17 protein-coding genes and 5 pseudogenes are annotated in these 22,934 nt (G+C 69.0%); 10 read left to right on the forward strand and 12 right to left on the reverse strand.

What is annotated here, in order from left to right; translation table 11 throughout:
- The first annotated feature begins 84 nt into the window (after positions 1-84).
- From GEV10_25045 to GEV10_25065, 5 genes are all read left to right on the forward strand, one after another.
- Positions 85-837 (forward strand): SDR family oxidoreductase, encoded by a 753-nt coding sequence (locus tag GEV10_25045; GenBank protein ID MQA81705.1) that lies wholly within the window; start codon positions 85-87, stop codon positions 835-837.
- Between the two features lie 91 nt (positions 838-928).
- On the forward strand, positions 929-1,585 hold the full coding sequence (locus tag GEV10_25050; protein MQA81706.1) for an isochorismatase family protein: 657 nt from the start codon (positions 929-931) through the stop codon (positions 1,583-1,585).
- A gap of 130 nt (positions 1,586-1,715) precedes the next feature.
- On the forward strand, positions 1,716-2,627 hold the full coding sequence (locus GEV10_25055) for a polysaccharide deacetylase family protein (protein MQA81707.1): 912 nt from the start codon (positions 1,716-1,718) through the stop codon (positions 2,625-2,627).
- 402 nt (positions 2,628-3,029) lie between these two features.
- On the forward strand, positions 3,030-4,031 hold the full coding sequence (locus GEV10_25060) for a GTP-binding protein (GenBank protein MQA81708.1): 1,002 nt from the start codon (positions 3,030-3,032) through the stop codon (positions 4,029-4,031).
- Positions 4,032-4,035: 4 nt separating this feature from the next.
- The gene (locus GEV10_25065) at positions 4,036-5,049 is read left to right on the forward strand and encodes an asparaginase (GenBank protein ID MQA81709.1); all 1,014 of its coding nucleotides are present in this window, start codon (positions 4,036-4,038) and stop codon (positions 5,047-5,049) included.
- Positions 5,050-6,016: 967 nt separating this feature from the next.
- On the opposite strand, the gene GEV10_25070 is transcribed toward GEV10_25065, so the two are convergent.
- From GEV10_25070 to GEV10_25090, 5 genes are read right to left on the reverse strand one after another with little or no spacing between them, the layout of a single operon-like run.
- The gene (locus GEV10_25070) at positions 6,017-6,655 is read right to left on the reverse strand and encodes an isochorismatase family protein (GenBank protein ID MQA81710.1); all 639 of its coding nucleotides are present in this window, start codon (positions 6,653-6,655) and stop codon (positions 6,017-6,019) included.
- Positions 6,652-8,541 (reverse strand): hydantoinase B/oxoprolinase family protein, encoded by a 1,890-nt coding sequence (locus tag GEV10_25075; protein ID MQA81711.1) that lies wholly within the window; start codon positions 8,539-8,541, stop codon positions 6,652-6,654. Before GEV10_25075 ends, GEV10_25070 begins: the two co-directional genes overlap by 4 nt.
- A complete protein-coding gene (locus GEV10_25080; protein ID MQA81712.1) occupies positions 8,542-10,602 on the reverse strand; it encodes a hydantoinase/oxoprolinase family protein in 2,061 nt (686 codons plus the stop codon).
- Between the two features lie 21 nt (positions 10,603-10,623).
- Positions 10,624-11,835 (reverse strand): CoA transferase, encoded by a 1,212-nt coding sequence (locus tag GEV10_25085; protein ID MQA81713.1) that lies wholly within the window; start codon positions 11,833-11,835, stop codon positions 10,624-10,626.
- Positions 11,835-12,581 carry an FCD domain-containing protein gene (locus GEV10_25090; protein MQA81714.1) on the reverse strand — a complete coding sequence of 249 codons (747 nt, stop codon included), beginning with the start codon at positions 12,579-12,581 and terminating at the stop codon, positions 11,835-11,837. The genes GEV10_25085 and GEV10_25090 overlap by 1 nt, the downstream gene beginning before the upstream one ends.
- Before the next feature lie 44 nt (positions 12,582-12,625).
- Here GEV10_25090 and GEV10_25095 point away from each other — a divergent pair, with 44 nt between their 5' ends.
- Positions 12,626-13,525 carry a hydroxymethylglutaryl-CoA lyase gene (locus GEV10_25095; protein ID MQA81715.1) on the forward strand — a complete coding sequence of 300 codons (900 nt, stop codon included), beginning with the start codon at positions 12,626-12,628 and terminating at the stop codon, positions 13,523-13,525.
- Positions 13,526-14,066: 541 nt separating this feature from the next.
- Here the strand turns inward: GEV10_25095 and GEV10_25100 are convergent.
- The 6 genes and pseudogenes from GEV10_25100 to GEV10_25125 all read right to left on the reverse strand — a co-directional run bounded on the left by GEV10_25100 (position 14,067) and on the right by GEV10_25125 (position 19,320).
- On the reverse strand, positions 14,067-14,849 hold the full coding sequence (locus GEV10_25100) for a TSUP family transporter (GenBank protein ID MQA81716.1): 783 nt from the start codon (positions 14,847-14,849) through the stop codon (positions 14,067-14,069).
- A 73-nt stretch (positions 14,850-14,922) separates the two neighbouring features.
- Positions 14,923-15,515 (reverse strand): annotated as a pseudogene (locus tag GEV10_25105) (DUF2892 domain-containing protein).
- A 35-nt stretch (positions 15,516-15,550) separates the two neighbouring features.
- The gene (locus GEV10_25110; protein MQA81717.1) at positions 15,551-16,978 is read right to left on the reverse strand and encodes an MBL fold metallo-hydrolase; all 1,428 of its coding nucleotides are present in this window, start codon (positions 16,976-16,978) and stop codon (positions 15,551-15,553) included.
- A gap of 349 nt (positions 16,979-17,327) precedes the next feature.
- Positions 17,328-17,597: a metal-sensing transcriptional repressor gene (locus GEV10_25115; GenBank protein ID MQA81718.1), complete on the reverse strand. Its 270-nt coding sequence runs from the start codon at positions 17,595-17,597 to the stop codon at positions 17,328-17,330.
- A pseudogene (locus GEV10_25120) lies at positions 17,588-18,489 on the reverse strand (SOS response-associated peptidase). The gene GEV10_25115 and the pseudogene GEV10_25120 overlap by 10 nt, the downstream one beginning before the upstream one ends.
- Positions 18,490-18,914: 425 nt before the next feature.
- Positions 18,915-19,320: pseudogene (locus GEV10_25125) on the reverse strand (erythromycin esterase).
- A 58-nt stretch (positions 19,321-19,378) separates the two neighbouring features.
- On the opposite strand from GEV10_25125, the pseudogene GEV10_25130 reads away from it, so the two are divergent.
- The 4 genes and pseudogenes from GEV10_25130 (at position 19,379) to GEV10_25145 (ending at position 22,212) form a co-directional block, all read left to right on the forward strand.
- Positions 19,379-20,094: pseudogene (locus GEV10_25130) on the forward strand (MerR family DNA-binding transcriptional regulator).
- 295 nt (positions 20,095-20,389) lie between these two features.
- A pseudogene (locus GEV10_25135) lies at positions 20,390-21,005 on the forward strand (helix-turn-helix domain-containing protein).
- An 80-nt stretch (positions 21,006-21,085) separates the two neighbouring features.
- Complete coding sequence (locus tag GEV10_25140; protein MQA81719.1) at positions 21,086-21,322, forward strand: hypothetical protein; 237 nt, start codon at positions 21,086-21,088, stop codon at positions 21,320-21,322.
- A gap of 443 nt (positions 21,323-21,765) precedes the next feature.
- Positions 21,766-22,212 carry a hypothetical protein gene (locus GEV10_25145; protein MQA81720.1) on the forward strand — a complete coding sequence of 149 codons (447 nt, stop codon included), beginning with the start codon at positions 21,766-21,768 and terminating at the stop codon, positions 22,210-22,212.
- Between the two features lie 104 nt (positions 22,213-22,316).
- On the opposite strand, the gene GEV10_25150 is transcribed toward GEV10_25145, so the two are convergent.
- Positions 22,317-22,934, reverse strand: a 618-nt coding sequence (locus tag GEV10_25150; protein MQA81721.1) for an ATP-binding cassette domain-containing protein, incomplete at its 5' end; no start/stop codon positions are given.

Consider the following 22,934-nt stretch of genomic DNA (forward strand, 5'->3'; position numbering starts at 1 on the left):
GGCTGTCTGCCGATCTTCGCCTCCGGGCTGATCATCTTGGGCGCGCGTAACGTCGACCCGCGAAAGGTACGGCTCGACTGATCGATGACGACACACGGTGAACCAGCGCTCAACGGGCGAATCGCACTCGTGGTAGGCGGCACCGGGGGGATCGGCGCCGCCATCGCGACGGCGTTTGTCGAAGCACGGGCAACGGTCGTCGTCGCGGACCGCGACGACGACGCGGCAGCGTCGGTCATGCAGGCGATCGGCGCCGACGGTCACGTGTCCGTCGACGTCACGGACCCTTCGTCGGTCGAGCAGGCCGTTACCGGGGTGCTCGGCACCCACGGACGCATCGACATCCTGGTCAACTCGGCGGGAGTGTTGACCGAGGCGCCGTTGGCCGAGATGACCCTCGCGCAATGGCGGGACACGATCGACGTCGACCTCACCGGCGTCTTCCTCTGTTGCCGCGCGGTGGTCCCGTCGATGGTTGAGGCCGGGTACGGACGGATCATCAACATCGCCTCGCAACTAGGCATCAAGGGTGGCCGTGGCCTGACTCACTACAGTGCGGCCAAGGCCGGTGTCATCGGTTTGACCAAGGCACTGGCCCTCGAGGTCGCCGAACGCGGTGTGCTGGTCAACGCCATTGCTCCCGGGCCGGTCGAGACACCGATGGTCGTGGGTATCAGCGAGAAGTGGAAGGCGGCCAAGCGGGCAGAGCTTCCTCTCGGCCGGTTCGGTGTACCGGCCGAGATCGCTCCCACCGCCGTCTTGCTGGCCAGTGACCCCGGTGGCAGCCTGTACGTCGGACAGACGTTGGGCCCCAACGCAGGGGATGTGATGCCATGAGCGAGCGCCAGCGAGCGAATCGTGTGCACAGTTCCGATGCGCCCGCCGGTCCGGCGGGACCACGACCCATCCTGACCACGGAGACGGGTGCATGAGCCGCGCTGCCAGGGAACACGGCGCCCAGGACACCTATCGCGCGTCCGGGTTCACCGGTGCCTTCACCTTCGGCTCACGGCCGGCCGTCGTGGTCGTCGACTTCTGTCTCGGCTTCACCAACCCGTCCTTCCAACTGGGTTCGGAGATGGGTGAGGTGGTGCGGCGCACCCGCACGGTGCTCGCCGCCGCCAGGAAGCGGGGCGTCCCGATCGTGTTCACCACCATCGCCTACGACGAGGGGGCACAGGCGGCGACGGCCTGGGTGCGCAAGGTGCCCTCACTGCGCGAACTGGCCACCGGCAGTCGCGCGGTCGAGATCGACCCGCTGCTCGGCCGGCTCCCGCATGAGGCGCTGATCACCAAGACCGGAGCGTCCGCCTTCTTCGGCACCCCGCTGGCGTCGATGCTGACCGCGTGCGGTGTCGACACAGTGCTCGTCGCCGGTGCCACCACCTCAGGATGCGTCCGCGCGACGGTCGTCGACTCCGTCCAGCACGGGTTCGGCACTTTCGTCATCACCGACTGCATCGCGGATCGTTCCACCGGCCCGCACGAGGCGAACCTGTTCGACATGACGGCGAAGTACGCCGATCCCCTCACGGCCAAGGAGGTAATCGGCCACCTCGAACGGATATTCGAGATCGAGGTATGAGAACGACAGCAGTGACGACCGCAGGGGTTTGGAGGCACGGTGCGTGCCGTTGCCCTCGAGCGGCCACCGGCTTCGGCCCAACTGACCGGCGTCGCTGGCCGACGGCGACTTCACTATCGAGGAGATGAGCATGGCAAAGGACATCAAGTGCGTCTTCGGCGTCGACATCGACGCCGTCGGCGGATGGCTGGGATCGTACGGCGGTGAGGACTCGCCGTCGGACATCCAGCGCGGAATGTTCTCGGGTGAGGTAGGCACACCTCGACTGCTGAGACTGTTCCAGAAGTACGACATCCCGGCCACCTGGTTCGTCCCCGGCCACTCGATCGAGACGTTCCCCGACCAGGTCAAGATGATCGTCGAGGCCGGCCACGAGATCGGCGCGCACGGCTACGCGCACGAGAACCCGATCGCGATGACCCCCAAACAAGAGGAGGACGTACTGGCCTACTCGGTCGAACTGATCGAGAAGGTCAGCGGCAAGGCTCCCCGCGGCTACGTGCCGCCATGGTGGGAGATGTCCGACATCACCGCCGCCCTGCTGCTCAAGTACGGCTTCACCTACGATCACGGCCAGGGGTTCCACGACTTCGTGCCCTTCTACGCCCGGGTGGGCGACAAGTGGACCAAGATCGACTACAGCAAGGAAGCCAGCGACTGGATGAAACCGCTGGAGCGTGGCGAGGTGATCGACATCGTCGAGATCGGCGCCAACTGGTACATGGACGACCTGCCGCCGATGATGTTCATCAAGAAGGCGCCGAACAGCGCCGGCTGGGTCAACCCCCGTGACGTCGAGCAGTGGTGGCGCGACCAGTTCGACTGGGTGTACCGCGAGCAGGACTACGGGGTCTTCGCGTTCACCATCCACCCGGACGTCTCGGGCCGGCCGCAGGTCCTGCTCATGCTCGAGCGGCTGATCGAGTACATCAACGGACACGAGGGGACCAGTTGGGTCACCATGGAGGAGTCCGCGGACGACTTCCGCCGCCGTTACCCGTACCCCGGCAGCAATGGCAGCATCTTCATGCCAGGCACCTGAGACCCATCAGGGGTGGAACGGCTACTCGCCGTTCCACCCCTGGTTCCCTGGTCGAGGTTACGACGACGTGAGGTTCCGGTCAGCCATGTGCGTGCTCTGCTACGAGCTTGCCGAGGACAGCCACTGGTCCGACACCGTACCGGCGGCTGGCCAGACACGACGCTCCTCGCCTCGCGCGAGGTATCTACGGATACAGCGACTCCGCGCACTCGAACCGTATGGACTGACCGTCTCCGACCGCGGCACCGGGCGGCACGTAGTCGTCGCGGACCGCAACGGCACCGCGGAGGTGGCCGCCGACCTACCCGCGGTGTGGCGAGCCGCGCAACGGTTGTCGGCCACACCGGTGGACGCACTCGACCCCGCGTTGCTGGACGCGTTGGAAGACCGTGGGGCGGGAGGATGACGGTCACACGGTTGCTGTCGCCGCCGGTCGCGTCCGGCGGCGCACCGGCGTCCTCGGGCCGGCATGGCGTCACCGTGCTCAGCGGATTCCTGGGGTCAGGTAAGACGACGGTGCTGCGCGCCGAGCTCGTCCGGGTCGGGACACGGGCTCCGGCGGTCGTCGTCAACGACTTCGGTCACGCTCCGGTCGAGGAGTCGATGCGGGCCCAGACCCGGCGACGTCCGCTGTCGCTGTCCGGTGGAGGTGCCTGCTGTACCCGCCAAGACGATCTCGCGCAGGCGCTCCGCCACCTGCTCGACGAGGAGCAGCGCGGTGTCACGCAACTGTTCGACCACGTCGTAGTCGAGACCAGCGGTCTTTCCGATCCCGGTCCCATCGCCTTCACGATCACCAGCGACCCCGTACTGAAGCACCATTTCGTGCTAGCGCAGGTCTGCGTAACCGTCGACGCGCTGACCGGGCCGAGTAGCATCAATCGCCACGACGTGGCGCCGCGCGCGGCCGACCAGCTCCTGGTCACCAAGGCAGACCTCGCCACCGCTGGTGAGGTGTCCCGGCTGGTCGAGCGGCTGCACCAGCTGAACCCTTCGGCGGGAGTCGTCGTCACCGCCAACGGGGAACAGCTCGACGTGCTGGTCGAAGGCGGCGGTGACACGGCGCGTACGGTGACGCCGCACCAGACCGGCGAGCACACGGCCGCCGTATCCACGCTCGAGCTCGTCACCAACGGCCGCGTCGACTGGCAGGCGTTCTCGATCCGGCTCAGCCTACTGCTGCACACCCACGGACCGAACGTACTGCGGGTCAAAGGCGTGGTGGACGTCGATGACGTCGGGCCGGTCGCCGTCAACGGCGTGCAGCACGTCATCCACCCCCGGAGCACCTCCGCCGGGTACCCGCTTCGGCACGCGGATCATCGTGATCGCCCACGACCTCGCCCCCGGCCTCCTCCAGCGTTCCTTCAACGCGTTCCTCGGCATCGGCGGAAGGTGACCTGACACCATGACCAGTCGCACTCGCCTCCCCCGAATTTCGGTCTTCTCCCTCGGCGGCACCATCGCCTCGACGAACACGCCAGGCGCCGCCGGTGGCGGCGTGACGCCTCAGCTCGACGCAGCCGCACTAGCGGCCGCGGTTCCCCAGTTGCGTGACGTGGCCGAACTCGAGACAGTGCCGTTCCGGCAGACAGCCTCCGGTGACCTCACCTTCGAGGACATCGCGCTGCTGGCCGCAGAGATACGTACCCGCTTCGACGCGTCGACGACAGGGGTCGTGGTCACCCAGGGAACCGACTCCATCGAGGAGACGTCCTTCGCCCTCGATCTGCTCGTGAACGGCCCCCAGCCCGTCGTCGTGACGGGAGCGATGCGCAACCCCACGCTCGCCGGAGCCGACGGCCCGGCGAACCTTCTCGCCGCGGTGCAGGTGGCAGGCTCTCCGCAAGCGAAAGGACTCGGCGGCCTGGTCGTCTTCAACGACGAGATCCACGCGGCACGGTTCGTCCGAAAGACACACACCACCAACCCGTCGACGTTCCACTCGATGGCCACCGGCGCACTGGGTTGGGTCGTCGAGGGCCGGCCACGCATCGTGCTGCGGCCGACGCCGTTGCCGCCCCTTCCCCCGCCCAACGTCGAAAAGTTCCCACGCGTCGCGCTGCTCACGATAAGTCTCGGCGAGGATGCACGCATCGTCGACCAACTGGAGTCGCTGGGCTACGCAGGGCTGGTCGTCGAAGCGTTCGGCGGTGGGCACGTCCCGGCGCGCATGGTCGCGTCCCTGACCCAGCTGGCGAGCACGATGCCGGTAGTGCTAGCCTCCCGCACCGGCGCCGGCGAGGTACTCAGCGAGACCTATGCGTTCCCCGGTTCCGAACGCGACCTCCTCGACCGAGGACTCATCCGCGCCGGGTTCCTGGACGGCCCGAAGTCGCGCGTCGCGCTCACGCTCCTTCTCGCGGAGGGCGCCGACTCCGGCGCCGTCCGCGCGTACTTCCGTGACCTAGCACGGGGGTAGCGGTGTCGCAGCCAACGGGATGGGCCGGTGACCAAACCCGGTGTGCCACCGCGGCACCAACGAGAACACCGAATGGACAGAGATCGCCGGTGCGTCCGGTGCCGACGCGGCGCCGCGGCTTGCGCAGCGCCCGGTCGACGACCGGGCCGTGCCCGGCCGGTGCGCAGGCGGGTGGTCAGCTCGCGCCGCTGCGCGCCGCGGCCCTGGATGTAGAGGGCCTGGTAGATCGCCTCGTGACTGATCCGCATGCGGTCATCGTCGCCGAAGTCAGCCACCAGCCGGCGGGCGATCTGCTCCGGACTCCAGCGCTGCTCGAGCTCGTCCTGCACGTAGGCCCCGCAACACCGGGTCGACGGCCAGCTTGACCGTCTTGGGTCGCCGGGCGCGGCGGTCGGCCTCGGCCTGGGCGACGCCCGCCCGGTACCGGGCCGGGTCTTCGCCGGTCGCGTTACGTCGCAGCTCCCGGCTGATCGTGCAGGCCCAGCGGGCGGGGCGATCTCACGGACGCTGACCCGTCCCCGCCAGACCGCGATATCCTCCCGCTCACCCATCGACAGGTACCGCCCGGCAGGCTCGGCCAGGTGCAGGGTCGCCATGCCACCACCATCACCGAACCAGCGACACCCCACCGCCACTGCCGCCGCCTCCGTCGACGCACCAGCGGCGACCAGCCGCCAGAACCACGCTCCGCCTGCCGCGGCCTACGCGGCCGACCCGGACCCGCCATCGACAACACCCCAATCAGTCAGGGCGTTGCAACGACCCCTTGAACCCGAGCTGCCGCGCGGCGCCGAAACCCATCCGGCTGATCGTGACGTCGCCCGCGCACGTGACAGTCCCACCTGGAGCGCCGTTGGTCATGCCGTGCCTTTCCTCCGTATCATCGAATCAGGTGTTGCCCGACGACCCCGCTGCCGGCGAGGACGAGTTCCACGCCCGGTTGACCACGCTTGCCCGGCGCCAGGCGTCAGCTGACACCTGGCGCGCATCGGTGCACCAGCTCGAGCGCCTCGGTCGACGGGATGACGTCGGCGTACTTTGCGTCCAGGTCCAGCAGGTTCGCCTCGTGCAGCCGCGGGTCGCGGTCGCCGCAGGCGTCGGCGACGACGAGCGGGCGGAATCCGCACTGTATCGCGTCGGTGGCCGTGGCCCTGATGCAGCCGCTCGTAGTGAGGCCGCAGACCAGCAGCGTGTCGATCCCGGCCGCGGTCAGGCTGGCGGTCAGGCTGGTGCCGAAGAACGCGCTCGCGTACTGCTTGGTGACGACCAGCTCGTCCGCTCGCGGCTGCAGACCAGCCGCCGGCGCACCGAGCGGCTTGCCCTCCTCGAACACCCGCAACGCCGGGATCTTCCGCCAGAAGAGCCCACCGTCGACACCACCGGGCCGGTAGCTCACCCGGGTGAACAGCACGGGGACTCCCGCGTCACGCCCTGCCTCGACGAGCCTGGCGGCGGCGGCCACGGCGTCCTCGACCGGTGCGCGCAACGGCGACCCGTCGACGAGGTACGCCTGCACGACGTCGACGACGAGCACCGCGGGACTGCGACCACAACCCAGCCGGCCGCGGAACCCGGACGCGGCGTAGTCGCCGAGCAGGTCGCTCACGCCTTCGCCACCGTCCAGGCGGCGATAGGTGGCTTCGGCGCGGGTAGTCCCGTCTCCTCCTCGCACCGGGCCAGGATCTCCGACAATGCTGGTCCCTTGTCGAACAGCGGCAGGTCACCGCGCTCCTCGCCTAGTTCGGCCCGCAGCCGCTGCGTCGCCCCGGCGTCGACGGTGCCGCGCTCGTCGCAGACGACGCCGTAGCTATTCCGCGCACCGTCGACCGTGACGAGCCGCCGCAGCACCTCGAGGCCGACAAGCTCGGGATCACGGGCCAGCGGGTCACCCCAGCCACCGCCGCCCCAGGTGACGAAATGCAGGACGTCGTCGGGGTACACCGGGACGTCGTGGCACTTGCTAGGCAGCACCTCGACCTCGCCGGACGCCCGCTGGATCCACTTGCGGCCACGCGCAGCCGGTTTGCCGCCGTTCACGCCCCACGGGTACGTCAGCCAGCGGTCGTCGTGGATCGCGATCGTACCCGGCTGCTCGAACCGGTACGCGACGTCCACGCCGTTGCCGCCGCGGTGCAGGCCCGCTCCCCCGGAGTCGGCGACCGTCTCCCACAGTTCGACCCGCAGCGGGTAGTACGATTCGAGGTACTCGCACGGGATGTTGACGAACGACGGCCAGAGCGAATGTCCGTCCGGCCCGTCACCCATCGGCCGGCCGGGGATCCCGCCGAACCCGATGGAGTACAGCAGGAACCACTCTCCGCTCCGCGACCCCGAGGTGTACTGCCCGGAGTACATGAAGTGCGGCGACGACGAGAAGCCGGCGGCGTTCAGGATCGCCGGGTTCGTCTGACCGAGCAGGCCGCCGAACAGGTCGAAGACCCTGCCGATGCCGTGGTTCCTCGCGTTGAGCGCCGCGGGGTACCTGGGCTTCCAGAACGAGTCCTCGGGGATGGTCACGTCGATCAACGGGTAGAAGCCGTCGTTCCAGAGGATCTGCGGGTCGGCGACCGTGATCACGTAGATGCCGAAGAACATCCTGACCAGGTTCTCGTTCAGGAAGTAGTTCACCGGCCCGACCGCCTGCGGCGCGGCATGGCTGAAGTCCAGGTGCACCTTCTCGCCGTGCCTGGTGAGCGACACGGTCAGCTCGTACGGGCCGTACCCACAGCCGTCGTCGCAGATGTAGTCGGTGAACTCGATCGTCTCGCCGTCGACGAACAACGCGGCGAGCAGTGCCTTCATCGCCTGGTAGTTCCTGTCGAGCAGCGCGTCGAGCGCGGAGACGTACGCCTCGACGCCGAACCTGTCGCACAGCTCGGTGACCCGCCTGGCGGCCATGTTGCACGCCGCGACGAGACCATTCAGGTCCGCGCGGTTCCAGTCGGGCATGCGCACCTGGTTGAGCACGATGGCCAGGGCGTCCTCGTTCAGCTTGCCGCCGTCGTACAGCTTGAACGGCGGGATGACGACACCCTCTTCGAAGATGGTGCGCGAGTCCGAGGGCATCGAGCACGGTGTCTTGCCGCCGACGTCGGACATGTGCCCAAACATCGACGACCAGCCGACGATCCGGCCCTCGTAGTAGATCGGCACGACGAGCAGCCAGTCGTTGGCGTGGCTGATGGCCGCACCGCACGCGTAGGGGTCCGACGTCAGCAGCACGTCGCCCTCGCCGATCGTGCCGGGGTAGTTGTCCAGGAAGTCGGGAACGGACAGCCCGAACTGGCCGACGACCATCTTCCCTTCCGGGTCCGCGATGAGCGGGAACTCGTCGTGCTGCTCGCGGATACCGGGTGAGAGCGCAGTACGGAAGAGCACCTCGTCCATCTCGTACCGCGCGTTGCGCAGCGCGCCCTCGACGATGTCGATGGTGATCGGGTCGATGTCGACCCGGCCGATGGTTGCTGTGTTCGTCTGCGTGACGGTCGCCATCTATGCCTCCAGTGGACGGATCAGCAGGCAGCCGCTCGGATGCACCGTCGCGGCGTGGCCGGGCAGCACCAGGGTGGTCGAGTCCATCTCGGTGACGATCGCCGGACCCGCCACGACGTTGCCGGCCACCAGCCGATCGCGGTCGTAGATCTCGGCAGCCGTGTACGCGCCGGCGACCCAGATCTCGGTGGTGCGGACGTGCGCGGCCGAAGCGTCGCTGCCGCCCTCGACCAACTCCTGCCAGGCGACCTCGGGCCGCGGGCCGCTGACCATCACCCTGAGGTTGATCACCTCGCGCTCGTTGCCGAGTAGGAAGGAGAAGAGCCGTTCGTGCTCCGCGTCGAACGCCTTGCCCAGCTCGTCGAGCAGATTCTCGTCCGCGACGGCGTCGTCGTCGAGCTCGATCGGGATCTCGAATCCCTGGCCGTGGTACCGCATGTCGATGTGGTACCTATGCACCTGCTGCTCGCGCGGTACGCCGCCCGCGGCCAACCGTCGCGCCGCGGTGTCGGCCAGTTCGCCGAGCGCCTCGCGCAGCTCGTCGTCGGTGAGCCCGGAGAACCGCCTCACCATCGTCCGCGCGTTCTCCTCCCGGACGCACGTCGTCGCGTCGCCATAGGCGCAGAGGACACCGGGTGAAGGCGGCACGATGACGGGCCACGAACCGGTGAGCCGGCCGAGCGCATTCGCGTGCAACGGACCCGCGCCGCCGAACGCCACGAGCGCGAAGTCGCGTGGGTCGAAGCCCTGCTGAACGCTGACGAGTCGCAGCGCGCCGAACATGTTCTCGTTGACGATGTCGACGATGCCCGCGGCCGCCGCCTCCGCGCCTTCCAGGACCATCGCGTCGGCGATGGTCGCCACCGCCTTCCTACCGGCGTCGACGTCGAGCGTGATCTCGCCGCCTGCGAGCTGGTCGGGCAGGTAGCCGAGCACGACGTTGGCGTCCGTGACGGTCGGCTCGACGCCGCCGAGCGCGTACGCCGCCGGCCCAGGCACGGCACCCGCGGACCGCGGCCCTACCCGCAACGCCTTGGTGAGCTCGGGCACGTGCGCGATCGAACCGCCCCCGGCGCCAACGGTGCGTACATCGACGCTCGTCGCGCGCACGGTCAGGTCGCCGACCGTCGTCTCCCTGCCGACCCTGGGCTGTCCGCCGAGCACGAGCGCGACGTCGGTCGACGTGCCGCCCATGTCGAAGGTGAGCAGATCGGTGAAGCCGGCCTGCTCGGCGAACCACACTGCCCCGGTGACACCGCCTGCGGGACCGGAGAGCAGCAGCGACACCGGGCCGGCCGCGGCCTTGTCCGCCTGCGTCAGGCCGCCGTCGCTGCGCAAGATGGACAGCGGCGCCGCGACGCCGTTCTCCCGCAGCGACGCGTCCAGGCTGCGCAGGTACCGCGAGACCTCGGGCTGCACGTAGCTGTTCGCGACCGTGGTGACGGTGCGCTCGTGCTCGCGCATCTCTGGCAATACGTGGCTCGACAGCGACACGGGGACGCCTGGCAGCTCCTCGGCCGCGAGCTCCGCGACCCGCTGCTCGTGCTCGTCGTTGGCGTAGGAGTTGACCAGCGCGATGGTGAGCGCCTCGATGCCCGCGTCGGCCAGCAGCCGCAGGTTCGCCCTGGCATCGTCGTCGTCGAGCGGCGTGACCACCTCGCCATCCGCCGTGATCCTGCCGATGACCTCGACGGTGTGCTCGAGCTTCGCCAGCGGCTCCGGCTTCGGCCAGACGATCCAGCCGGCGAGGCCGCCTGGGACGAACGAGCGCCCGATCTGCAGGACCTGCCTGAACCCTTCCGTGGTGACGAGTCCGACCCTGGCGCCTTTGCCCTGCAAGATGGCGTTCGTCGCGACCGTGGTGCCGTGCAACACCTGGTCGACGGCGGAGAGGGCGACGTCCGCGTCACGACAGACCTTGCGCACACCGGTGAGGACACCGAACGACTGGTCCTGTGGCGTGGACGCGGTCTTCGCGCGGTACGCGGTACCCGTCTGCTCGTCGACCAACAGCACGTCGGTGAACGTGCCGCCGACGTCGACGCCGAGGCGAAATCCCATGCTACCTCCTCGTGGCAATGGCTAGATGACGCCGCGCCGCGACAGCGCGGCCAGGTCGTCGGCCTCGATCCCCAGCAGGTCGCCGAAGACGTCGGCGTTGTGCTCGCCGAGAGCCGGACCGGTGTGTCGCACCCTGCCTGGCGTCTCGCTGAGCTTCGGGAACGCGTTGTGCATCGGCACCTCACCGATGTCGGGGTGCACCAGCCGGACGATCGCCTCGCGCGCCGCGAAGTGCGGGTCGGCGAACATGTCCTTCGCCGTGTAGATCCGGCCGGCGGGCACGCCGCCCTCGTGCAACATGGCCAGCAGCTCGTCCGTGCCGAGCCACGCGGACCACTCGGCGATCAGGTCGTCGACCTCCGCCATGTTGCGACCGCGCGCCTCGTGCGTGGCGTACCGCTCGTCGCCGGCCAACTCCTGACGTCCCATCACGGACACCAGTCGGCCGAAAACGGTGTCCTGGTTGGCCGCGATGAGGACCATCTCGCCCGACTTCGTTGGGTACAGGTTGCTCGGCGAGACGTTCGGCAGCACCGAGCCCGTCCGCTCACGCTGGAAGCCGCCGACAGCCCACTCCGGCAGCAGCGACTCCATCATCGCGAGCACCGCCTCGTAGATGGCCGAGTCGACGAGCTGGCCCCGTCCGGTGCGCTGCCTGTTGTGCAGCGCCACGAGCGTGCCGATCGTGGCAAACACGGCGGCGAGCGAGTCGCCGAGGGAGATGCCGGTACGCGACGGCGGCCGATCGGAGTCACCCGTGACGTACCTGATGCCACCCATCGCCTCACCGATCGAACCAAACCCGGCGCGCGGCGCGTACGGCCCGGTCTGGCCGAAGCCGGTGACCCTCGTGAGGATCAGGCCGAGGTTCGTGGCGCGCAGCCGGTCGAAGCCCAAGCCCCAGCGTTCGAGCGTGCCAGGCCGGAAGTTCTCCACCACGACGTCCGCGCGTTCGACGAGCTGGCGTACCAGGAGCTGGCCCTCCTCGGTACGGAGGTTGCAGGTGACCGACTTCTTGTTGCGGGCCACCACCGGCCACCACAGCGACCTGCCGTGCGGCTTCTCCCGTCCCCACTGGCGCATCGGGTCACCGACGCCGGGCGGCTCGATCTTGATCACCTCAGCGCCGAAGTCGCCGAGCAGCTGACCGCAGAACGGCCCGGCGAGCAGCTGGCCCATCTCGACCACGCGGAGATCGGACAGCGGCCCGGCACCCGTCGTGTCGTCGGTCATCACTCGTCCCCCGTCGCCTCGCCCGCGCCGGCCGCCCTCGCCGCACGCAACAGCACCGACTTCGCCGCGAGCACGTGCGCGCGCATCACCGACTCGGCCCAGGCGGCGTCCCTGCCGCGCAGCGCGGCGACCAGGTCACGGTGGTGCGCTGCGCTGCGGGTCATGTCCGCCGGCGAGTACTGGCGGAAGGTACGTACGACGAGAGGCAACTGGACGACGGCGTTCAGCATCGTGACCAACCGGGTACTCGCCGCGGCGTCCCGCGCGATGGCGTGGAACTCGCCGTTGAGCTCGGAAACCCGGTCGAGATCCTGGCCCGGTCCTGGCGTCGCAGCCTGCTCCATCAGGTCGCAGAGCTCTTCCATCCGGTCCAGCTCCTTCGGCGTGACCCGCGTCGCGGCGCGAGCCACGGCGAACGCCTCGAGCAACATGCGCAGGTCGTAGATCTCCTCCAGGTCGTCCGGCGTCCACGCCGAGACGCGCGCGCCGCGGTGCGGCAACACCTCGACCAACCCCTCGACCTCGAGCCGGCGCAGCGCCTCCCTGACCGGCGTGCGGCTGGCCTCGGTGAACTCGGCCAGCTCCGCCTCACCAAGCCGTTCTCCCGGCCCGTACCGGCTGTTGAGGATGCCCGCACGCACCACCTCGTACACCCGGTCCACTGCCCGCACAGGCACCCTCTTCACTAGATTGCACACAATGTAGGTCACGACACGACCTTGACGCAAGAGAACACCGTGAGACATCCTCTCCTTCGAATCGTCATTGCATACATAGTGAAGGTGTTTCCATGAGGCGCGTGTCAATCGTCGAGGTCGCTCCGCGGGACGGGTTGCAGAACGAGCAGAAGGCGCTGCCCGTCGAGGAGAAGGTGGAGCTGATCCGGCGAAGCGTCGCGGCCGGGCTCACCAGGATCGAGGCGGCAAGCTTCGTCAACCCGGCGCGGGTGCCGCAGATGGCCGACGCCGAAGCGGTGCTCGCGGCCGTCCCACGCCCGGCGGGCGTCTCCTACGCGGGCCTGGTGCTCAACGACCGCGGCCTGGACCGCGCGCTTGCCGCCAGGGTCGACGAGGTCAACGTCGTCGTGGTCGCCACCGACGAGTTCAGCCAGCGCAACCAAGGATGCACCACCGCGGAGGGCGTGGCCAGGTGGCGCCGGCTCGCCGACGCGGCACGCGCGGCGCACGTCAGGCGCACGGTCACCGTCGCGGCCGCGTTCGGCTGCCCGTTCGCGGGCGAGGTACCCGCAGCGTCGGTGGTCTCGCTGGTACACCAGGTGCTCGACGGCGACCCGGACGAGGTAGCGCTCGCAGACACCATCGGCGTCGGCGTACCGCGACAGGTGCGCGAGCTGGTGTCGGGCATCCGGGAGCTGGCCGGGGACGACGTCCCGCTGCGCTGCCATTTCCACAACACCCGAAACACGGGCTACGCGAACGCCCTGGCCGCTGTCGAGTGTGGCGTGTCCGCCCTGGACGCCAGCGCAGGCGGCTTCGGCGGCTGCCCGTTCGCCCCGGCGGCGACGGGCAACATCGCGACGGAGGACCTGCTGTACGCCCTCGACCGCAGCGACATCGGGACGGGCGCGCGGATGGCGGACGTGGCCCGTACCGGCGAGTGGCTCGGCGAGCGTCTCGGCAAGCCCGCACCCGCTCTCCTGAGCCGTGCTGGCGCCTTCCCCTCGCCCTGACTCACACCGCCGGCTGAACTCCACCTGCCACGCGAGCGCCGCGGCGTCGCCACTCACAGCAAGCCGTTCGGCGCCGATCGCAACCGGGAAGTAAGCAGCCGAACCTTCCCGGTCAGGTGAGCCTCGTAATGCTCGCCGCGCGGATCAGCTTCGTGTCGCTCGTCTCGGACACCCAGACGTCATCCGTGCCGAACGGTACCGCTGGCCAGTGACGCCGGGCGAGTTCGTGGATGAGTGCGTTGTAGTGATGCGGAATCGTCCGCGGATCCACAGCTGCACACGGCCGCATCGTTGATCATCTTGTCCGCACCTCGGTTAGCCGCGACTGAGGAGCTTGCGTAAGAACCCGCCAACGCCTCTGTGCTGGGTTCCCGGAGCGCAATCGCACCGCAGGGACTTCGGCACTCCCGCGAGCACCTGTTCCACGTGCTGACCACACCCTGCGTAGGTCGGTTTCCCGCATCTGCGGCACTCAACACGACGACACATGTTCCACCTTTTCGTTCAAGGGAGTTGTCGATTCGGGACCGGGGTTCCGGTGTTATCCCAGTGCGGAAGGGTTGACGATGGCGGTCACGGCAACGAAGACCGCAACAGCGAGGACGACGTAGGAGAACCAGCGGCGCACGGTGGAGGAGTTCAGCCTCGGCGACATCTGAGCGGCCACGATGGACACCGCCAGGGATGTGCCCGCGAACAGCAGCAGTACCCTGTAGTCGATGCTGTCGGCCGCGCCGGCGTGGGCGACGAGCCCGGCCGCCGAGTTGATCAGGACCACCACGAGGGAGGTGGCGACTGCTTGCTGCGCTCCCAGGCCCAGCAGCAGGGTCAGCGCGGGAACGATGACGAAGCCGCCGCCGACGCCGAACAAGCCGGTGAGCACGCCGACAGCCGCACCGGCGATCACCGATTTGGGCAGGCAGGTCCGCCAGTTGACACCGCCCTCCCAGGTCCGGCAGGCGCCGGTGTGGGTCTCCCCGCCGCGCAGCATCCGCACTGCGACGACGACCATGAGCGCGGCAAAAGCCAGCAGCAACCAACGCTGCGGGAACAGCCGTGCGAGTGCCGCCCCGCCGAAGGCGGCCGGGGTGCCGGCCACGCCGAAGGCCAGCGCGACCGGCCACCGAACCGCGGTGCGCCGTTCACGAGGGACCAAGCCCCCCAGCGCGGACAGCGCGACCACGGCCAGCGAGGTGGGGATCGCCGTCTGCAGGGGCTGCCCGACGCCGTAGACCAGGGCCGGCACGGCGAGGATCGAGCCACCAGCACCGAGCAAGCCCAGTGCCAGGCCGATCACGGCACCGAACACCACTGCCAAGTACAACGAAATCCGCCTATCCCGGTGGCGGAACTACCATGCGCCACCGCCGTCATTGGTCGGTCCGTGCGCGCGGGGTCTACTGCCCCTGAGCCTTTCCGCTGGTGAGGGCGTCGAGAAGGGGTCGAGCATCCGCGGTGGACGTGCGGTTGTGCGGCAGCAGCCCAAGCACCCGGGACATCGCGCAGGTGCTGGTCACCGCCGCGAAGGTCAGGCCAGCGCCGACGAACCCGGCGATCCACTTCAGCGGTTCGAAGGCCGTGCTGGCCACCACGCCGGTGAGCACGAACAGGCCGGCGACCAACCGCATCTGCCGTTCCATTGCCCACGTGCCTCGGCCCCGGTTGGGAGCACGCCTCCCTCCTGCTCCCAACCGGTGATGCCGCCGCGGAGCACGCGGAGCCGGTCCAACCCGGCGGTCTCCAGCAGGGTGCGGGCCTGCTCGGCACGAGCGCCCGAGGCGCACACGAGCACCACCGGGTCGCCGTGCTGCGCGGTGAGCTCTTCACGGTGTTCCCGCAGCAGGTCCAGCGGGACATTGTAGGAGCCGGGGACGTGTGACGAGGCGAACTCGCCGGGCGTGCGCACGTCGATCAACCGGACCTGGGGGTCGGCCTCGCGGAAGTCGCGGACCTGGGCGGTGTCGACGGTCTTGGGCAGGGTCTCGGGCATTCTTCGCGTTCCTCCGCGATCGTTCCGAGTGGGTGTTAGGTTCCGTAGGTCATCGACACGCCGGCCTCGGCGGCGACGCCGAAGTCGTCGTCGATGAGCACGACCGTGCGGCCGACTGCTTCCAGCAGCGACGCCGCGGCGGTGGCGCGGTAACCGCTGCCGCAGTGCACCCACACCGCGCCGGCGGGAATCTCGCCGAGCCGGTCTTTGACCTCGTAGAGCGGGATGTGCACCGCGTCGGAGACGTGCGAAGCGGCGAACTCGTTGTTGGTGCGCACGTCGAGCACCACCTCCGGCGCGGGTAGTCCGTCGGTATTGCCGTCCAGCGCCGCAGCCAGGTCCGCGAAGGTCGCAGTCGGAGTGCTGCGCAGTTGGCCGGGGTCGGCCGCCAGCTCCTCCGGGGTGCCCACGGCCGCCGCGGCGAACTTGTCGATGCCGATGCGGGCCAGCTCGCGCTGGGCCTCGCCGACCTGCTCCCGGGACTCGCCCAGCAGCGTGACGGGAGACCCCCAGTCGATCATCCACCCGAGCCAGGTCACCATCGGACCGTCCAGCCCAAGGCTGACCGTGCCGGCCAGGTGCGAGACCACATAGGCCTTGCGAGAACGCAGGTCCACCACCCACTCCCCGTGCTCTAGGCGGCGCCGCAGTTCCTCCGGCTCGGCCCGGACCGGCTCGCGCAGGTCGAGCGGTTCCGGCCCCGCGGTGTTCTGCACACCCATGTGCGCGTAGTAGGCCGGGTAAGCGTCCAACCCGGCCAGCGTCTGCTCGACGAAGTCGCGCTCGGCCAACGTCAACGCCGGGTTGATCTGCTTCTGCTCACCCAACGTCGCCGAGTCCCCCGAGGCCTGCGTGGCCGAGCAGAAACTGCCGAAACCGTGCGTGGGCCAGATCTGCGCGCCGTCGGGCAGGATCGCTGCCAGCTTCTGCGCGGAAGCATGCTGGTGGCGGGCCAACTCCTCGCTGTGCTGCTCGCCCAGCAGGTCGGTGCGCCCGGTCGTGCCGAACAGCAGCGACCCGCCGGTGAACACGCCGACCGGACCGCTTTGCCCTTCCAGCACGTAGGACAGGTGGTGGAAGGTGTGCCCCGGGGTGGCCACCGCCCGCACCTGCATCCGCGGCGACACTTCCACCACATCGTCATCGGACAACGGGCGCCGGTCGAACGGCACCTCGTCGACGGCCGCCAACCCATACTCGGCACCAGTCAACCGGGCCAATTCCAGACCACCGGAGACGTAGTCGTTGTGCACGTGCGTCTCCAGCACCAAGGCGATCCGCACGCCCAGTCGCCCGGCGACCGCGATCACCCGGTCCACATCCCGTTGCGGATCGACCACCACCGCCACTTCACCGTCACTGGCCATGTAGCTGCGGTCTCCCAACGAGGACGTCTCGATCACCTCGACCACCAGACCACCGGCCAGCCGCTCTTCCTGCTTCACCGCGTTCACTGCCGTCACCGTCGCGCACCTCTCTCCATCTCGCTGCCGACGTCGACCCACTCCGATGTCCCACCGGACACCGAGACCGCTCGCGCACCCGGCTGCGTCCATCGCTTCCGCCGCGTTCAGGCTGCGCCCTCCTGACGTGCCATTCCTCCCCCTCCAACCGCTCGGGCGAGGCCACCACGTCCTCCAACGGCACGTTCACCGCGCCCCTCCGGCAACGCACATCAACCCGCCGAGTCAACGCTGCGTCGAAGATGTCCACACCGACTTTCCGACGTCTGTTCAGACAAGAAATCCTAGCTATACCCCCAGGGGTATTAAGGAAACACACGACACCGACCGACAAGAACAGGGGTAAGGCTCAGGCGAGCGCGAGGAACAGCCGCTCCAACTCCTGTTCGGTCATCGGCGACTCGTCGCTGTCCTCACGTGCCTGCTGGCAGTACTTCATCCCGCTGACCACAATCTTGAACCCGGCACGGTCAAGGGCACGGGAAACAGCGGCCAACTGGGTCAACACCTCGGCGCAGTCGCGCCCTTCCTCCATCGCCTCGATCACCCCGCTCAACTGACCCCGCGCCCGACGCAGCCGCACCAGGGCGTCGCCCACCATCTCCGGTTTCATCTCCACAACGACCGTCTCCCCTCGCCCCGTCTCAACATAACATACCCCGGGGGGTATTCCAACCGCGTCCGCCGAGTTCGAGGTCTACCTACTGCGGCGCCGGATGGTCGACGAGCGGCTCTGGTTCGAGGTCGGCGGCAAGCATCTGCGCGGCGCCGAGCCACCGGCCGCACTCCCCCGCCACTGACCCGCCACGGGCGGCGGTCAGGCGTCGACGTCGACGCGGGCGACGAGCTCGGGTGAGTTGTTCCGACGTTGCCACCCGCGGGGCCCACCGGCCGGAGCTCGAGCCCGGCGAGCGGCTCCTCGTCGGGCAGCAGGAGCTCGGTCGGATCGGTGCGCTCGGGATCGAGCCACGCGTCCCAGCGGTCCTCCAGCAGCAGGAGCGGCATCCGGTCGTGGATGCCGGCGAGCTCACCGACCGCGGCCGTCGTGACGATGGTGCACGTGTACAGCTCGGCGCCGCAGGCGTCCTCGCGGTCGCCCAGCGCTCCCACAGGCCGGCCACGGTCAGGCTCGCCCCATCACCGGGGATCATGTAGAACGGCTGCTTACCGCCGGCGTCCCGGCGCCACTCGTACCAGCCGGACGCCGGCAGCAGCAGGCGTCGCTGCGCGGCGGCCTGCCGGTAGGCCGGCTTCGTGAGCAGCGTCTCAGCGCGAGCATTGATCATCCGCGCGCCGACCTTGGCGTCCTTCATGAACCACGACACCAGACCCCAGCGGTAGACGCCGAACTCGCGGCCGAGACCGTCGCTGCGGGCGTCGACGACGCCGTACACCGGGTCGGTGGGCGCGACGTTCCAGCTCGACGGGAGCTCCTCGCCGCGGCTGCTACGGGCGCCGTAGAGCGCCGCGACGTCGACGGCGACCTTGGTGTTGGTGTAGCGACCGCACATGCGTTCATCCTCCCCCGCCGGTGCGTGGGGAGGGGTCCTACGGCGCGGGGTCGCTCGGGGTGTCGACCCCGCGCCGAGCTTGGGTCAGCCGCTTGCGCGCGCCGTGAGGGTGGCCGTCACGGATGACGGCCTCGATCACGGCGGCCGCGCCCGGGGAGACCTCGCCGGCGCGTACGGCGGCGTCGAGGGCCTGCATGACGGCGGTCTGCGTCGGCGTCAGCTCGTGGGACCGCTCGCGCAGTCGGCGGTAGGTCTCCACAAGCCGCGTCTCGTTCATCAAGAGCCCCCGCAACAGGTCCGTGTGCGCTGCGCTGCTGTTCACGGGGCATGACGTTACGCGCCAGCATGCACGGAAAGTTCACGACTGTGGACCTTGCGTGACCGGGGCCTCGGGGCGACCGGGTCAGGCGACGCCCATGCGGGCGGCTGGCGGCGCCGGTGATCTCCAGCGGGCCGTCGAAACCGGCGAAGCGCAGCCGCTCAGACATGGGCCGGCCGGCGTTGTACGCACGCATCCAGCGCACAAGCTCGCGGTTGGCCGCAGACGCGCCCCACCCGTGGCTGAAGCCGCGCTCCATGACCTCGTCAAGGAGGCCCGTGCCCGAGGTGACGTAGTCGTCCACGACCAGGCCCATCATGCAGTCGCTCTCGATCGTGATCGTCCGGTAGCGCTCCTGCTCGACGATCTGCCGGAAGAGATCGTTTCGCAGATCGAGCAGAACGTCCTCGCCGTGGGTGGGCACGCCCAAGGCAAGCAGCCGCGGCCGGGAGCAACCCCATGACGATAGCAGCGTCGACGACATGGGCGGCGTCTTTGATAGCAGCAGTCATACCCTCAACGGTATCGTTGAATTCTTGTTTTAAACTTATCCGAGATATTTGGAGAACAGTGAGGCGGAACCCTCAAGACGGTGGACGGCTCAGGCCGGTTGACCTGACACGTGGGCACGGCCTGTCCACGCAGGCGATCAGGAACTACGAGGCGGCCGGGATCCTTCCGGGCGCCGAACGCACCCCGCACGGCTACCGCACCTACACGCCGCTGCACGCGTTCCTCGCCCTCGTGCCCGGACATGGCCACCAGACGGCCACGTCGATCATGCAGGCGACCGGGGCACGGCTGAGGACGCGCTTCGGCTCATCGACGAAAGTCACGCCCAGCTTCTCGACGACCGCCGCACCCTCCAGGCCGTCGAAGCCGCGCTTCACGACCTCAGTCCCGTACCGCAAGAACGCGGCGACACGTTCGTTGGCCCCCTGGCGAGAAGGCTCGGCATCCGCCCAGCCACCCTGCGCAAATGGGAACGCGCCGGCTTGGTCCAACCGCGCCGCGACCCACAGACGGGCTACCGGGTCTACAGCGCGGCCGACGCGCGCGACGCCCTACTCATCCACCAGCTCAGACGAGGCGGCTACCTGCTGGAGCAGATCGCCCCGCTGATCGTCCAAGTCCGCTCCGCCGGAGGCGTCGCACCCCTTGAATCGATGCTGCGCGACTGGCATGCCCGTCTCTCGGCCCGCAGCCGCGCCATGCTCACCGGTGCCGCCGCACTGGACGCCTACCTCGGCTGCCGACCGGACCCCGCCCGGAGACAGGCCGAGTGACTCCGTCATCGCCTCGTCAACCACGGACCCGATTCGGCCGCCCAACAACTCCCGCTGATCGTCGCTCATCAGACCCTCCCGATGATCTGGCGACAACACTCTGTTGTCTCCCATTGCAGAGCACGGCAGCGACAAGAAGTGGTGTCTACACATCGTCCCCCAAACGGTCGTTCCGGGATGATCAACAACGGACACCGGTCAACCGCGTTTCCGCAGGACGGCGAGTCCCGAAACCCGCCACGAAACCCGCGTGTCGCCAGCGAGGTTCTGGGACGTTTCCGGGCCGATCATCGGCATGACCACCGCCCCCGCCGGCGCGACCGCCAGCACCGCCTACCCGCACAACCGGATCCGAGTCGGGTACGCCCGCGTCTCCACCCGCAGCCAGGACCACCAGGCCCAGCTCGACGCGCTGGCGGGCGCGCACTGCCGCGAGGTCGTGGTGGAAACCGCAGCACCCGCGGCGAACGGCCGAAGCTGCGTGCCGTGCTCGTGGTCTTCGAGGAAGACCAGCAGCTTTTTCATGCTCCGGGCGACCCGGTCCGGCTTGTAGATCACGAGGGTGTTCGCCACGCCCGTGGCATCATCCTAGAAGTCCTCACCGGGGTGTGCGCCGGCGTCCACCGGCCCAACGACGCCACCATCGCCGACCGGCTGCTGTTCGCCGTCGCCGCTTTGGCTGCCGAGATGGAACGCGACCTCATCCGCGAGCGCACCCTTGACGGGCTACGTGCCGCGGCGACCGGCCCCCGGCGATCACCGACGACCAGCTCGACATCGCCCGCGCCCGCCAGGCCCGCGGCGAATCCGTCACCGCCATCGCCGCCCACCTCGGCGTCGGCCGCTCCACCCTGTACCGCGTACTTCAGCCCGACGACGCGACCGCAGCGGTCACCGAACAGGCGAGCTGACCGAACGGCTTACCGGAGGATCCTGTACCGATCCTCGACACCCTTGAGGTCAAGCAAGGCAGGATTGATCGTGGCCACCAGTGGTTCGTCGAGGTCGCCGTGTCTCGCTCGCGGCGGAGCTGCTCGACCTGCTGGTCGTAGCTGGCGCGGAGGTCGGCGACGCGCTGCTCGCCGTATGCCTGGGCCTGCTCGACGTCGGCACGGCCCGCGTCTCGGTGGCAGTCGCCAGCTGGTCGCGGCCGCGACCCTCCCCACGTAGCCCGCTCCCCCACGTCTTTCCACGCTACGCCCGGCGCCAACCGCCTCGCTCCGGCTAGACCTGGCCGTGCTCACCGGGGGCCGCTTCTCCTCGACCGCGCCGTGGTGGTCACCGGCACGCCCGGCGCGTCAAGGGCGCCTCCGGCGTCGCACACAGCCGAGCCGAGCTCGGCGCTGGACCCGCCAGCCCCCGTCAGCTCATGAAACCCAACACCATAGAGCGGCTCTGACCTGCCGTAACAGTCATATCCGTTGGTTCCTCGGCGGTTGGCCCTGGAACCTCCAGGTATCCGGGAACCTCAGGACGGCTCAGCGTCGCCTGATCAGGCTCACTCGTCCGCCGGAGCAAGCGAGTGTACCCAAACGTTTGCATTCGCTATACGCTCGTTCCGACGGACGCTGCGGTCGCTCGTGACGGTCCATGCGGCGGTAGCGCCCCCATTTACCGCCGCCGACCAGTGCCACGTACGGCACCCTCACCGGTGCGGCGCCCGTCGTCGCGATGCTGTCGTTCAGCACCAGGGGAAGCGCCGACCACCCGTCGGTGGCCCGGGTCAGGACAGCGACAGCTTCGCTGCGCGACAGCGCCCCCGGCCTGGTCGTCGACGGTGAGCTCCAGTTCGACGCCGCGGTCATCGAGTCGATCGGTCGGGCCAAGGCGCACGGCTCACCGGTCGCGGGCCGTGCCAACGTGCTCGTCTTCCCCAACCTCGACGCCGGCAACATCGGCTACAAGATCGCCGAGAGGCTCGCCGGAGCCACCGCCCTGGGCCCTCTCCTGCAGGGTCTCGCCGCCCCGGTGAACGACCTCTCCCGCGGCTGCAGTGCGCAGGACGTCCACACCGTCGGCCTGATCACGGCCCTCCAGGCCCTCGCGTCAAGGGACCAGAGTCAGGCTTTGGGGTCACAAGATACGTCTTCAGAGTCCACGAGCGTGACGTCGGTCTAGCCTGAAAGTGACTACTCAGCCGGTTATGCTGTGATCGCGGGCATCCAGAGGGGTGCCCTTGTCCTCAACCAAGATCAACCAGCAGCGGCTTGACACGGGGCAACTCATCGCATCAGCCGTTCGTAGCGCGCGACGGCTTCACGCGGGGCGCCGTCGTGCACCAGGCGACCCTCGTCGAAGACGAGTACCCGGTCGAAGTCGTCCAGCACGGTGAGGTCGTGCGTGACGAGCACGACCTGCTGGGGCAGCTCACGCAGGTACGAGAGCACCATCCGCGTGTTGCGCAGGTCGAGGAGGGTGGTCGGCTCGTCGCACACCAGGATCGACGGTTCGAGCACCAGGACCGACGCGAGCGCGAGCAGCTGCTTCTGTCCGCCGGAGAGCAGGTGCGCGGGATGGTCGGCGTGGTCGGCGAGGCCGAACATCGCGAGCGACTTGTCGACCTTGGCGTGCACGTCCTCGCGTGGCAGCTTCGACCGGCGCAGGCCGAACGCCACGTCCTCGGCCACGGTCGGCATGACGATCTGCGCGTCGGGGTCGGTGAAGCAGAACCCCACCTTGCGGCGCACCGCGCGACCGTCCTTCGCCGTGTCGAGCCCGTCGACCCGGACGCGACCCCGCGTCGGGACGACGAGCCCGTTGAGGAGCCTGGCGAACGTCGACTTGCCCGAGCCGTTGGCGCCGATCAGCCCCACGCGGTGCTCGGCGAGAGCAACGGACAC

Source organism: Streptosporangiales bacterium (assembly GCA_009379955.1).
Lineage (GTDB): Bacteria > Actinomycetota > Actinomycetes > Streptosporangiales > WHST01 > WHST01.

Coding starts and splice junctions, on each gene's coding strand:
- GEV10_25045 (MQA81705.1), top strand. CDS start 85: ATGACGACACACGGTGAACCAGCGCTCAACGGGCGAATCGCACTCGTG.
- GEV10_25050 (MQA81706.1), top strand. CDS start 929: ATGAGCCGCGCTGCCAGGGAACACGGCGCCCAGGACACCTATCGCGCG.
- GEV10_25055 (MQA81707.1), top strand. CDS start 1,716: ATGGCAAAGGACATCAAGTGCGTCTTCGGCGTCGACATCGACGCCGTC.
- GEV10_25060 (MQA81708.1), top strand. CDS start 3,030: ATGACGGTCACACGGTTGCTGTCGCCGCCGGTCGCGTCCGGCGGCGCA.
- GEV10_25065 (MQA81709.1), top strand. CDS start 4,036: ATGACCAGTCGCACTCGCCTCCCCCGAATTTCGGTCTTCTCCCTCGGC.
- GEV10_25075 (MQA81711.1), bottom strand. CDS start 8,541: ATGGCGACCGTCACGCAGACGAACACAGCAACCATCGGCCGGGTCGAC.
- GEV10_25080 (MQA81712.1), bottom strand. CDS start 10,602: ATGGGATTTCGCCTCGGCGTCGACGTCGGCGGCACGTTCACCGACGTG.
- GEV10_25085 (MQA81713.1), bottom strand. CDS start 11,835: ATGACCGACGACACGACGGGTGCCGGGCCGCTGTCCGATCTCCGCGTG.
- GEV10_25090 (MQA81714.1), bottom strand. CDS start 12,581: ATGTCTCACGGTGTTCTCTTGCGTCAAGGTCGTGTCGTGACCTACATT.
- GEV10_25095 (MQA81715.1), top strand. CDS start 12,626: ATGAGGCGCGTGTCAATCGTCGAGGTCGCTCCGCGGGACGGGTTGCAG.
- GEV10_25145 (MQA81720.1), top strand. CDS start 21,766: ATGCTGTCGTTCAGCACCAGGGGAAGCGCCGACCACCCGTCGGTGGCC.